Consider the following 12,277-nt stretch of genomic DNA (forward strand, 5'->3'; position numbering starts at 1 on the left):
TTTAACTGTGTTAGGAACGCGCTGGCATCGTTATAGCCGATCTTTTCCTGACGCTGATAAAACGCGTCGGTGCGATAGCGCAGCACCGCGTTCCAGACAAACCGCACGCACCCAAACGTCCGCGCCAGCAAGGCTGCTTGCTCAGGCGTGGGATAGAAGCGGTATTGGTAGGCGCGTTCGGCTTTCATTCTTTACACTTTAGACGAAATATTGTAAGGATGCAAAACACAAGGCGTCCTGGCGGACGCCGCGCTATCCATCCTCGCACTAAAAGTACGAGGTTTTCCGCGCTAACTGATAACCTCGTCACGCTACTCGCCATGGATGTGACCCATGCGTTGGCAGCACTCACCGCCCCTCATCACGAGGTAACGGTCCATATTCATATGGAGCCATCGGACGCGGTGATTCGCGGCGTGATGGATGGTCATCTACACGTAGGCGTCGTGCCCGCCGTGAACCTGCCCACCAGCCTGGAAACACGCTTGCTCTACGAGGAGCCCTCTTACCTATACTGCTCCGCTGGCCACCCGCTGTTCAGCGTACCCGACGACGCCGAGAGCGCCGCCCAGCTTGCTCGATACCCGGCCATTCGACCCCGCTACCCGCTTCCAGAGAGCGCACGTCAGGCCCACGAAGCGCTCAACCTGCAAGCCTCCGCTTCCGACCGGGAGGGCGCGGCGTTCCTGATCCTCTCCGGCCGATTCATCGGCTTTCTACCCGAACATGTCGCCGAGCAATGGGTGGCAGCTGGCAAGCTGCGCGCGCTTCACACCGCTACTCAGCACTACCGCATCCCGTTTGTACTGATTACCCGCCATGACCGCCGCCCCAATCGCGTGGTGGATGCGTTTTTGGGGTTTATCAGTGGGACGTAGGCTAACCACGCGCTGGCAAGTTAGATTAGCGATTCCACTTATCCAAGGAGCACATCATGAGCATCGAGACCGTTCGCCAATTTTTTGCCGAGCACGCGCCAGAGCTGGCCATTGAAGAGCTAGACACCAGCACCGCCACCGTACAGCTCGCCGCCGAGGCTCACGGTGTCGCCCCTGGGCAGATTGCTAAAACATTGGCGTTTAAAGTGGGTGAGAAACCGCTGCTGATTGTGGCCAGTGGCGATGCACGGATCGATAACCGCAAAATTCGCGATACCTTCGGTGGCAAAGCCAAAATGCTCGATGCTGACACCGTGATGGAACTGACCAGCCATCCGGTGGGCGGAGTATGCCCGTTTGGGCTGACGACGGATCTCCCCGTCTATTGCGACGAATCCCTACACGCGTTCGATGAAGTACTACCCGCTGCGGGCTCACCGAACAGCGCGGTGCGTTTAAGTCCCAATCATTTGGCCGAGCTGGCCGGTGCTCAGTGGGTGGATGTGTGTAAGTTGCCGGAAAGCACCCACTAAGGCAGGGCGGCAGGGCGAACATGGGTCATGCGCTATCTCCCTAGTGGGTGCATTAACTCACCGTGGCAATGGAGTGAAGAGGCACTCAGCGGATACGCCGCGTATTTCCTGACGGCTTTCTTATAGTAGTGTATCGTCTTTTGAACGTTTATTAATCAATCCAACAGCAAGGGGACGACGCGTTCCCACTGGGGTTACCGTGGTCCAATCACTCTCTACTCAAACTGAATCCCGAGCACCGATTTACAAAGCTTGGAGTGTCCATGTCTTCACCGCCAGCGGCGTGCTGCTTGGCACGATGGCGCTGCTGGCGCTGGTTGATAACAACCCGGTGGCCTGCCTGCTTTGGCTGGGGGCGGCGATGATGATCGATGGTATTGATGGCACTCTGGCGCGCAAATATGAGGTGAAGTCCGTACTCCCCCACTTCGATGGTTCCACGCTGGATATGGTGATTGATTACCTCACCTGGGCCTTTATCCCCGCGCTGTTCATTTACTACTTCATTGAATTGCCGCCCTATTTAGGGCTGATCTCGGTCTTTATCATTTTGCTATCGTCGATGTTCTGCTTCTGCAACGTCGATATGAAAAGCCAAGATAATTACTTCGTAGGCTTTCCAGCCGCCTGGAACATTGCCGCCGCCTATTTTTACATTCTTGATTTACCGCCACTGCTGACGTTTGGCGCAATACTCGTCCTGGCGATGCTGACCGTGACGAAAATGAAGTTTCTGCATCCGTTTCGCGTGCGCCTATTTATGCCGCTCAATATCGCTGTGACGCTGCTTTGGTGTGGCTGCGCGACCGCGTTAATCCTTTCAGCCCCTGATCAAGCTACCTGGGCACTATGGGGCTTAGGATTGACCTCTGCTTACTTCGCCGGCATGTGCCTTTGGCGCACGGCCCAGGAGTGGTTCGACGGGCAGGAGGCGCGCTAATGGCCAACGCCTTTATCGCTCCCGACGGCCACCCACGCTGCCAGTGGTGTGGCGGAGCAGCGGAGTTTCTGCCCTATCACGATCACGAGTGGGGCTTTCCCGTTGACGATGACCAGCGGCTGTTTGAAAAGCTCTGCTTGGAGAGTTTTCAATCAGGCTTGAGCTGGCGAACGATTTTGAACAAGCGTGAGAATTTCCGCGCGGCTTTCCACCACTTCGATTTCAATAAAGTCGCCGGTTTTGACGAAGAGGACGTGCAGCGCTTGCTGCAAGATGCGGGCATTATTCGTCACCGCGGTAAGATCGAAGCCACCATCAATAACGCGCGTTGTGCGCAGGAAATGGTGGTTCAAGAAGGCTCGCTAGCGGCGTTTTTCTGGCGCTATGAACCGGATAGCGCTTCTCTGCCTGCCCCACAAACGCAAACCACATCGCCGGAATCTATCGCGTTAGCAAAAGATCTTAAAAAGCGCGGCTGGAAGTTTTTCGGCCCCACCACCGCGTTTGCGTTTATGCAGGCCATGGGGCTGATCAATGATCACTCGTTAAATTGCATTACTCGCGAACGCGTTGAACAGGCGCGCGCAGCGTTTCAGCGGCCTTCTTGAATGAACACCTCGTTGCTCTTACTTCATCGCCAGTGAGGACTCGCGTACCTCGCTGAGCATCTCACTCGCTAACTCGCCCACCGTGCGCACCGCTTTTTCCATCGCAGGCGTTAGGTGTTTGGTCCCGCAAACAGCTGCTCCGCCGCCTGAAGGATCTTTTTGACGTTCGTTTGCCGAATTTCGTCCTGTGTTCTCGCCACGCTGGTATCCCTTTGCAACCCTGACCGCTCATAATACGCACCAAAAAATACACCACCGCCCAACAATGATGCAGGCGGTGGTGCAGTGAAGATGGCGCAGTTAGCGCATCGCGTCAACGCTGGTTAGTAGGAAACGAGAACTCCGCCCGTGTGGCTTCGCTGACGGAAGGCCAGCGCTGGGAAACCGCTTTGCGGCGAGTGTAGAAGCGCACCGAGTCTGGGCCATAGGCGTGAAGGTCACCAAACAGCGAGCGCTTCCAGCCACCAAAGCTGTGATACGCCACCGGCACGGGCAGCGGTACGTTCACCCCCACCATGCCCACTTCGATACCGTCGGTGAAGCGGCGAGCGGCTTCGCCATCGCGGGTAAACAGGCAGGTGCCGTTGCCGTATTCGTGGTCGTTAATCAGCTGCATGGCATCGTCCAGGCTGCCAACCCGCACCACGCAGAGCACCGGCCCGAAGATCTCTTCCTGATAAAGGTATTACCGCAGGCAATCGCCATGGGGTACATCCACAGCGGCACCATGGCGGGGAAGTTAAACGGCGTAATGCTCGCCACCACGCCCAACGGCTGGAAGTTGGACCAGGCATCGATTCCCGGCCCCACATTGTGGGAGTACTCGCCTTTCAGCAGCTCCGGCACGCCGCAGGCGTACTCGACGTTCTCGATGCCACGTTTCAGCTCGCCCATGGCGTCTTCCACCGTCTTGCCATGCTCTTCGCTGACCAGCTGCACCAGGCGGTCGGCGTGCTCTTCCAGCAGCTGCTTGAAGCGGTACATCACCTGGGCACGCTTGGCGGGCGGCGTATCACGCCAGGCAGGAAACGCCGCCTGAGCCGCAGCAATGGCTCGCTCCACATCTGCTGCGCTGGCATCCACCACCTGGCGAACCACCTTGCCCGTGGAGGGGTTGGTCACGTCCAGCGTACGCTGGCTTTCCACCAGCTCACCATTAATCAGGTGGGAAACAACACTCATCATGAAACTCCGAAACAGGGTGGGCCAGGGTTATGCCAGGGAATCCAGGGTACTGGCGACGGCATCGAACAAACGCTCAAGCTCGGCTTCCGTGGTGCCAAAGGGAGGGCCGAACTGCAGGGTGTCACCGCCGTAGCGCACGTAAAAACCGGCTTCCCACAACGCCATATGGGCATCGCGGGGGCGAATCGTCGGGTCGCCGTTACGCGGCGCAAGCTGCAGGGCACCGGCCAGGCCGTAGTTGCGAATATCGACGATATGGTGACGGCCTTTCAGGGCGTGCAGCTTCTGCTCGAACACTGGGGCAATCGCACTGACCTGCGCGGGGAAGTCCTCACGCTCGAACAGTTCCAGCGCCGCCAGGCCAGCGGCACAGGCCACGGGGTGAGCGCTGTAGGTGTAACCATGGGAAAACTCGATGGCATGCTGCGGGCCACCGGCGTGCATGAAGGTGTCGAAAATCTCCGGGGAGGCAATCACGGCCCCCATGGGCACCGCCCCATTGGTGATCTGTTTAGCCACGTTCATGATATCCGGCGTGACGCCAAACGCTTCGGCCCCGGTGGTCGCCCCACTGCGGCCAAAGGCGGTAATGACTTCATCAAAAATCAGCAGAATATCGTGGGCGGTGCAGATCTCCCGCAGCCGATCCAAATAGCCTTTTGGCGGCACAATCACCCCCGCCGAGCCCGACATGGGCTCCACGATTACGGCGGCAATGGTCGACGCATCGTGCAGGGCAATTTGATCCAGCAACGCATCGGCCAGCTCAGCGCCGGTTTCCGCTTGGCCACGAGTATAGGCATGGCCCGCTTGCAGCGTATGGGCAGGTGCGTCACGTCCATCAACTGGCCGTAGTGCTTGCGGTTACCGCCAATGCCCCCCAGGCTGGTGCCGCCGATATTCACCCCGTGGTAGCCCTTGGCGCGGCCAATCATGCGGGTTTTTTCCGGCTTGCCCTTCAACCGCCAATACGCCTTGGCCATCTTGACCGAGGTATCGGCGGCTTCTGAGCCGGAATTGGTGAAAAACACATGATCCAGCCCAGCAGGCGTTAAGCTGGCGACCTTTTCCGCTAATTTGAACGCCAGCGGATGGCCTATCTGAAAGCCGGGGGCAAAATCCAGCGTGCCTAACTGCGCCGCTACTGCTTTTTGAATCTCTTCCCGGTTATGGCCCGCCCCGCAGGTCCATAGGCCAGAGAGCGAATCAAACAGCTTGCGCCCCTGGTCATCAATGTAATAACGCCCTTCCGCCCCGGCAATCATGCGCGGGTTGGCGCGGAAATCGCGGTTCGCGCTGAACGGCATCCAGAAGTGCTGGTTGAGGGCGGTGCCCTGCTCATCGGCTGGGTACGCACGGGAAGTAGTGCGGTCTTTTAATCCGCTTTTTAATTCAAACATAGTGGCCAAGCTCCATCGCTAGAAGGCATGGGTTCAGCATGGGCCAGCCACCACGTTTGTAAAATCCAGTATTTCTTGAGTTCACGTTAAACGTTATTAACGTGAACCAACGTCTGCTACCGCACCGGCAACGGTGCGGTGCTCATAAATGACTTACAACACCACCTCAAACCCTTCAAACTTAGGCGGGCCAAGGTAGATGCCTTCCGGCGCTTTGGCGTTGGCGTGGGCTTTGCGGAAGGCCTCCGACTTCGTCCAGGCGCGGAAGGCCTCTTCGGATTCCCACACGCTGTGGGAGATAAACACGGTGTGGTCTTCCTGGCTTTCGCCCTGCAGCATTTGGAACTGCTTGAAGCCCGGCACTTCGTCCAAGTGGGAATCGCGGTTGCGCCATACCTCTAGAAAATCCTCTTCGCGGCCTGGGGCAATCCGAAAACGGTTCATGGCGATATACATAGTGGTTCTCCTGTGAGCGAGTGTGACTCAGTTAGTTACGCAAACAATCGCTTGATGGTAACGTCATCACTGCATCACGAATAGATAAGTGACGAACAGGCGTTACGGCTAATGGCTCAGGCACCCCTTCAGGTCGTTTGGTTCAAACGCGATTTACGTATTCACGATCACGCACCGCTGGCCAACGCCGCAGCGGCGGGCCCGGTGCTGCCGCTATTTGCCATCGAGCCTGGGCAGTGGCAAGCACCCGACAGCGCCCTACGCCACTGGCAGTTTGCCGCCGATTCACTGGTTGACCTTGCCCAAGCGCTCAACACCCTGGGCCGTAAGCGCTCCACCAACCTTGCAGTTACCCACAAAAAACCCACCCATCGCCAACAGCTTACGCTACCTGACGATGGGCGGGCTTAGTGCCGCTTAGAAGATTACTAGCTCAGCGCTTCCAACGACTCCTCAATAATACTCAACCCTTCCTCCAGCACCGCAGAAGAAACCGTCAGCGGCACCAGAATGCGGATGCTGTTGCCGTAGAAGCCACAGGAGAGCAGGATCAGGCCTTTCTCACGGGCTTTGGCGCAGAGCGCGCCAGTGAGTTGCGGGTCGGGCTTGCCGTCGCTGTTGAGCAGTTCGAACGCGGCCATGGCGCCGAGCTGACGGCCGTGGGCGACGGCGGGGAAGCGCTCTTCCCAGACGGCGAAACGTTCGGCCAGCATTTTGCCCATCTGCTCGCTGCGGGCCAGGATGTTCTCTTCTTCGATGGCGTCGATCACCGCCAGGGCTGCCGCGCAAGAAAGCGGGTTGCCGCTGTAGGTGCCGCCTAGAGAGTTGGGGCCGGAGGCGTCCATCACCTTGGCGGTGCCGACCACGGCAGAAAGCGGCATGCCGTTGGCAAGGCTCTTGGCGGTGGTGAGAATGTCCGCTTCGATGCCACTGTGTTCCAGCGCAAACAGCTTGCCGGTACGGGCAAAGCCGGACTGCACTTCGTCGGCGATCAGCAGAATGCCGTGCTCGTCGCACAGGGCGCGCAGCGCTTTCAGGTAATCCGGCGAGGCGATGTAAAAGCCGCCTTCGCCCTGTACCGGCTCGATCACGATGGCCGCCGTGCGGTGCGGGGCAATATCGGTTTTGAACAGCGTGCGAATGGCGTTCAGCGAGGCTTCTTCGCTGATGCCGTGCAGCGGGTTGGGGAACGGGGCGCGGAAGACGTCGCCCGGCATGGGGCCGAAGTCGTTCTTGTAGGGCAGTACCTTGCCGGTCATCGCCAGGGTCATCATGGTGCGGCCGTGGAAGGCACCGTCAAACGTGATGATGCCGGTGCGGCCAGTGGCGGCGCGGGCAATCTTCACGGCGTTTTCCAGCGCTTCGGCACCGGTATTCACCAGCATGGCCTTACGCTCGGGGCCGCGCACAGGGGTGAGTTCGCAGAGCTTTTGGCACAGCTGCACGTAGGGCGCGTAGGAGATGACCGCCGCGCTGGTGTGCATGACTTTCTTGAGCTGCGCTTCGACCGCCGCGACGATTTTCGGGTGGCGGTGGCCCAGGTTGAGCACGCCAATGCCGCCCGCGAAGTCAATCCAGCGTTTGCCGTCGGCGTCCCACAGTTCGGCGTTTTCAGCGCGCTCGGCAAACTGGGTGGTCGGCGTGGCGGCACCATTGGCCACGAAGCGGTTTTTCAGGTCGTTCAGTTCTTGGTTAGTCATCATCGTTCTCTTTATAAACCGCCAACGCAGACGTATTTCAGTTCAGTAAATTCATCCAATCCGTGGTGGGAACCTTCGCGGCCCAGCCCGGACTCTTTCACGCCGCCAAACGGCGCAAGCTCGGTGGAGATCAAGCCTTCGTTGACGCCCACCATGCCGTACTCCAACTGCTCCATGGTGCGCCAGATGCGGCGGTAATCCGTGGCGTAGAAGTAGGCGGCCAGGCCAAACGGAGTGTCGTTGGCCATGGCGATGGCTTCTTCATCGCGCTGGAAGCGGAACACCGGGGCCACCGGGCCAAACGTCTCTTCATCGGCCACGGCCATTTGAGTGGTCACATCCGCCAGCACCGTGGGAGTAAAGAAGCGATCACCCGCCGCGTGGGGCTGGCCGCCGCACAGTAGGCGCGCGCCTTTGTTCACCGCGTCGTCGACGTGGCGCTGCACTTTATCCACGGCGGCTTGGTTGATCAGCGGGCCGATGATGCTGCCTTCTGCCAGGCCGTCACCCACGTTGAGCGCGTTCACACGCTCGGTGAGCTTGGCGACGAAGGCATCGTAAATACCGTCCTGTACCAGGAAGCGGTTGGTGCACACGCAGGTTTGCCCGGCGTTGCGGAACTTGGAGGCGATGGCTCCGTTCACGGCGGCGTCCACATCGGCGTCGTCAAACACGATGAACGGCGCGTTGCCGCCCAGCTCCATGGCGGTTTTCTTCACCGTGCTGGCACACTGAGCCAGCAGGTGTTTGCCCACCGGGGTAGAACCGGTAAACGACACCTTGCGCACCCGAGCGTCGGTGGTAAGCACCTCGCCCACGGCGGCGGGTTTGGAAGCGGTAACCACGTTGATGGTGCCTGCGGGCAGGCCCGCTTCCAGCGCTAAATAAGCGGCGGCCAGCGCGGTCAGCGGCGTGGCTTCTGCTGGCTTGATGACCACGGTGCAGCCAGCGGCCAGGGCCGGGGCGCACTTGCGGGTAATCATCGCCAGCGGGAAGTTCCACGGGGTAATCGCCGCGACCACGCCCACCGGCTCGCGCAGTACCAGCAGGCGCTTATCCGCGCCGTGGCTAGGTAGAGTTTCCCCGGCCATACGCTTGGCTTCTTCAGCGAAGAACTCGATGAACGAGGCGCCGTAGGTCACTTCGCCTTTGGCTTCCGCCAGCGGCTTGCCCTGCTCTAGGGTCATCAGACGGGCTAGGTCGTCGGCGTGCTCATTGATCAGCTCAAACCAGCGGCGCAGTAGCGCGGAGCGCTGTTTCACCGGGGTGGCGCGCCACTCGGCACCGGCTTCGTAAGCGGCGGCCACGGCGTCGCGGGTGTCGTCGGCGCTTAAATCCGCCACGTGGGCGATGGTTTCGCCGGTGGCGGGGTTATCGACGGCAAAGGTCTGCTGGCCTTTGCGCCACTGCCCACCCACCAGGGCCGGTACGGCATCGTGCAACCACTGTTCGATAAAGCTCATAGCGTGCTCCTTTAAAGTGTTGGAACGGCTTACAGGTCAGCCATCATGTGTTGGTCGCTGTAGGCCCGGCCGTAGGTGCGCAGGGCATGGATGTAAAGCCCCACCCCCAGCAGCGACCAGCCCGCGAAGATCGACCACTCTGCGCCGCTCAGTGCCGCCGGGCTACCGGGCAGGTAGAGGCACGCCATGCCGAAAGAGAGGACGACCGCCAGGGTGCCGCACAGCTTGCCGTGGCGAATGCGGAACGGGCGCGGCATATCCGGCTCACGAACCCGCAGCACTACAAAGGAGACGGCCACGAACAGGTAGGCAATCACGATGCCCAGGCCACCGGCGTTGACGATCCACACCAGCGCGGGGCGGCCGAAGAACGGGGCGATACAGGAGAGGAAGCCCATCAGGAAGATGGCGTTAGTGGGCGTTTTATAGCTCGGGTGCAGCTTGGCAAACGGTGCAGGCAGCATGCCCGCACGAGCCAGGGCGTAAATGGCCCGTGAACCGCCGATGTAGAAGGCGTTCCAGCTGGTGATGATGCCCGCAATACCGGCCAGTATCATTAAGTTGCTGGCCCAGGGGGCGTTGAACAGGCTGCCCATGGCATCCGGCACGCTCAGGGAACTCGCGGCCAGCTCGGTGCTGTTCAGGGCAAGGCTGGTGGCCAGAATAATTAGCGCGTACCACACCACCGCCAGGATCACCGACATCATCAGCACTTTGCCGATGGCTTTATAGGGCAGGTTAATCTCTTCGGCGGCTTGGGGAATGACGTCAAAGCCCACGAACAGGAACGGCACCATGACCAGCACCGCGACAATGCCCGCCACCACGCCGGTATCGGCCTGGGTGAACAGCGGCATCATGTTGATGGTTTCGCCTTCAAACAGCGCGCCCGTGACAAACAGCACGCCAACCAGCAAAATCATGGCGGTCACGACTTTTTGGATCAGCGCGGCGGTAGTCACACCGAAGTAGTTGATAATCATCATGGCGAGCGAGCCGCCAACACCGACAGCAACCCACGTCGCTTTGACTTCCCAGCCCGCGATGGTCCATAAGTGGCCAACCGCATAGTTTGGCGCTAGGTGCTCAATCACGGTGGGCAGCGCCACGGCTTCAAAGGCCACCACGCTTAAATAGCCTAAAATAATCGCCCAGGTGCATAAGAAAGAGGGCAAGTGACCTAAAGCGCGGTAGCTGTAAACATGCTCGCCGCCTACTTTGGGCATGGCGGAAGCCAGCTCAGCGTAGGTCAGGCCCACCATGATGATCGCTAAACCGCCGATAATAAACGCTAAAATAGCGCCTACGCTGCCAGCGGATTGAATCGCGGTGCCGGTTAATACAATCCAGCCCCAGCCAATCATCGCGCCGAAGGCGAGGGCTAATACGTCGCCGCGGGCCAGTACCCGGACGAGCTTATCCTGTTCAGAAGAGGGAGTGGTCATCGCACAGTGTCCTGCAGGTTATTGGATGTTGTCATAGGCGCTCTGAGGCGCAGTATCCTGATTCCGGTGACGGAATAGTTACACGCTAGCAGGCGGCGGTCAGAACGCGAATGCACCACTTTGGCGTTCGACTAGACCACTTTTTCAACGCACCAAATAAGTGCATAGCTGACATAATGCTTTCGTCTAAACGCCTGATGGCAGCGGGCTTCACGCGGAAAAGGGGGCGTTGATATGGATCGCCAGCAGGTCTTGCACCAATTTATGCAACTTTATGCACTCCAACCGGAGCGGCTGAGTAAGCAGGTGCGCATTGAGCAGGCGCTGCGCCAAGCCATTACGCAGCAGTGGCCCAGCGGGCTGCGTTTGCCTTCTCATCGGGTGTTGGCGGATGCCATTCAGGTGGCGCGCCAAACCCTGGCCCTGGCGATTGGCACGCTGTTGGAAGAGCAGCTGCTGACAACCGCCCACGGCCAAGGCACCTGGACCTGCAAGCCGGCAACGCCACCGCCCGATGCCCCCGCCAATGTGCAGTTATCTCAGCGCGCCCAGCGGGTGCTGCAAGGCCCTGGGGCCAGCATGATTCAGAGCGGGGCTTTCGTGCCCGGCATTCCGGATATCGCCCAATTCCCCATGCGCAAATGGCGGCAGCTCTACGCCAGCGTGACGGTGCCGCAAAATGCGCTGCTGCTCTCCTACTCCACCGGCGGCTACGGCCCGCTGAAACGGGCGATTCGTGATTTTCTGGCCCGCTGGCGGGATATTCATTGCGATACCGAGCAGATCATCATTACTGATGGCACCCACAACGGCATCGAGCTGTGCGCCGTTGCCCTGGCGGATGTGGGCGATACGGTGGCCATGGAGTCGCCCTGCTATTGGGGTGCGCGCAACGTGTTTACCGCCGCCGGGCTGAACATCGAAATGCTGCCGTGGCGGCCTGAAGCGGGTCATGCCTTACCGGCTACTCCCGGCCCCGTGGCGCTGGCTTACCTCACCGGCTCGCACCACTATCCGCTCAGCGTGCCGACCAGCGCCGAGCATAAACAGCGGCTGTGTGAGGCGTTATCGCCCACCTACGTGGTGGAAGATGACTATGAATTTAACCGCGACGACCACCCCAACCTGCTGTTTGATGCCCACTCTGAGCGCCATTTGCTGGTAGGCTCTTTCTCTAAGATGATGTTTCCCGGCCTGCGGCTGGGCTACTTGGTGGTGCCGCGGCATTTGGCAGGTCCCATGAACCGTCTGCGCAGCGAGCTGTTTCGCGAGGGCCGTATGCTGGACCAAGCCGTACTGGCCCAGTTTATTTTTGATGGTGATTTGGATGCCTGGTGTCGGCGCATTCAGCGGGACTATTTAGGCCGCCAACAGGTGCTGCACGACCAGCTGCGCTCGCTGCCCCAGGTGCGCTCGGTGTCGGCTCCCAGCAGTGCCATCAGCCTGTGCGTGGAGTTCGAGCCGGGCATTAACGATGTGGCCATCGCGCAATCGTTGCTGAAAGAGCACTTGATCGTGCGGCCGTTAAGCCCGGTGTGTGCTTCCTCGGACCCCCGCGTTGGTTTGGTGATGGGGGTGGGCATGCTCTCTGGTGAAACGTTGGTGCGCGAGGCACAGCGCCTGCGCCGCTGCCTGGAGCCGCTGCTGCGCTAAGCGGCCCAGGTACTTT

Annotated in this window: 11 protein-coding genes and 2 pseudogenes; 6 read left to right on the top strand and 7 right to left on the bottom strand. The window is 59.8% G+C overall.

The annotated features are described in order from the left end of the window. The coding region (locus NH344_RS08195) for a helix-turn-helix domain-containing protein (protein ID WP_253027742.1) at positions 1-188 on the bottom strand (188 nt) is incomplete at its 3' end. Between the two features lie 132 nt (positions 189-320). On the opposite strand from NH344_RS08195, the gene NH344_RS08200 reads away from it, so the two are divergent. The 4 genes from NH344_RS08200 to NH344_RS08215 all read left to right on the top strand — a co-directional run bounded on the left by NH344_RS08200 (position 321) and on the right by NH344_RS08215 (position 2,959). Then, positions 321-878, top strand: a complete 558-nt coding sequence (locus NH344_RS08200) for a substrate-binding domain-containing protein (protein ID WP_252860496.1) — start codon at positions 321-323, stop codon at positions 876-878. A 56-nt stretch (positions 879-934) separates the two neighbouring features. After that, positions 935-1,411, top strand: a complete 477-nt coding sequence (locus tag NH344_RS08205) for a YbaK/EbsC family protein (RefSeq protein WP_062375667.1) — start codon at positions 935-937, stop codon at positions 1,409-1,411. Between the two features lie 199 nt (positions 1,412-1,610). Beyond that, positions 1,611-2,351 (top strand): phosphatidylcholine synthase, encoded by a 741-nt coding sequence (gene pcsA, locus NH344_RS08210; RefSeq protein WP_228219364.1) that lies wholly within the window; start codon positions 1,611-1,613, stop codon positions 2,349-2,351. Next, positions 2,351-2,959: a DNA-3-methyladenine glycosylase I gene (locus NH344_RS08215; protein WP_058578131.1), complete on the top strand. Its 609-nt coding sequence runs from the start codon at positions 2,351-2,353 to the stop codon at positions 2,957-2,959. Before pcsA ends, NH344_RS08215 begins: the two co-directional genes overlap by 1 nt. 313 nt (positions 2,960-3,272) lie before the next feature. Here NH344_RS08215 and NH344_RS08220 read toward each other — a convergent pair. The 3 genes and pseudogenes from NH344_RS08220 to NH344_RS08230 all read right to left on the bottom strand — a co-directional run bounded on the left by NH344_RS08220 (position 3,273) and on the right by NH344_RS08230 (position 6,000). Further along, positions 3,273-4,141 (bottom strand): annotated as a pseudogene (locus tag NH344_RS08220) (aldehyde dehydrogenase family protein). Positions 4,142-4,171: 30 nt separating this feature from the next. After that, positions 4,172-5,451, bottom strand: a pseudogene (locus NH344_RS08225) (aspartate aminotransferase family protein). A 246-nt stretch (positions 5,452-5,697) separates the two neighbouring features. Beyond that, positions 5,698-6,000 carry an antibiotic biosynthesis monooxygenase gene (locus NH344_RS08230; RefSeq protein WP_044630196.1) on the bottom strand — a complete coding sequence of 101 codons (303 nt, stop codon included), beginning with the start codon at positions 5,998-6,000 and terminating at the stop codon, positions 5,698-5,700. Between the two features lie 111 nt (positions 6,001-6,111). On the opposite strand from NH344_RS08230, the gene NH344_RS08235 reads away from it, so the two are divergent. Then, complete coding sequence (locus NH344_RS08235) at positions 6,112-6,411, top strand: deoxyribodipyrimidine photo-lyase (RefSeq protein WP_062375662.1); 300 nt, start codon at positions 6,112-6,114, stop codon at positions 6,409-6,411. A 17-nt stretch (positions 6,412-6,428) separates the two neighbouring features. On the opposite strand, the gene gabT is transcribed toward NH344_RS08235, so the two are convergent. From gabT to NH344_RS08250, 3 genes are read right to left on the bottom strand one after another with little or no spacing between them, the layout of a single operon-like run. Further along, complete coding sequence (gene gabT / locus NH344_RS08240) at positions 6,429-7,700, bottom strand: 4-aminobutyrate--2-oxoglutarate transaminase (RefSeq protein WP_253027743.1); 1,272 nt, start codon at positions 7,698-7,700, stop codon at positions 6,429-6,431. 11 nt (positions 7,701-7,711) lie between these two features. Beyond that, complete coding sequence (locus NH344_RS08245) at positions 7,712-9,163, bottom strand: NAD-dependent succinate-semialdehyde dehydrogenase (protein ID WP_253027744.1); 1,452 nt, start codon at positions 9,161-9,163, stop codon at positions 7,712-7,714. A gap of 29 nt (positions 9,164-9,192) precedes the next feature. Next, positions 9,193-10,608 (bottom strand): APC family permease, encoded by a 1,416-nt coding sequence (locus NH344_RS08250; protein ID WP_253027745.1) that lies wholly within the window; start codon positions 10,606-10,608, stop codon positions 9,193-9,195. A 234-nt stretch (positions 10,609-10,842) separates the two neighbouring features. Between NH344_RS08250 and NH344_RS08255 the strand changes: the two genes are divergently transcribed. Next, the gene (locus NH344_RS08255; RefSeq protein ID WP_044630191.1) at positions 10,843-12,261 is read left to right on the top strand and encodes a PLP-dependent aminotransferase family protein; all 1,419 of its coding nucleotides are present in this window, start codon (positions 10,843-10,845) and stop codon (positions 12,259-12,261) included. The last annotated feature ends 16 nt before the right edge of the window (positions 12,262-12,277 follow it).

Origin of the sequence: Halomonas sp. Ps84H-12, from assembly GCF_024124725.1 — a bacterium.
Classification (GTDB): domain Bacteria; phylum Pseudomonadota; class Gammaproteobacteria; order Pseudomonadales; family Halomonadaceae; genus Vreelandella; species Vreelandella aquamarina.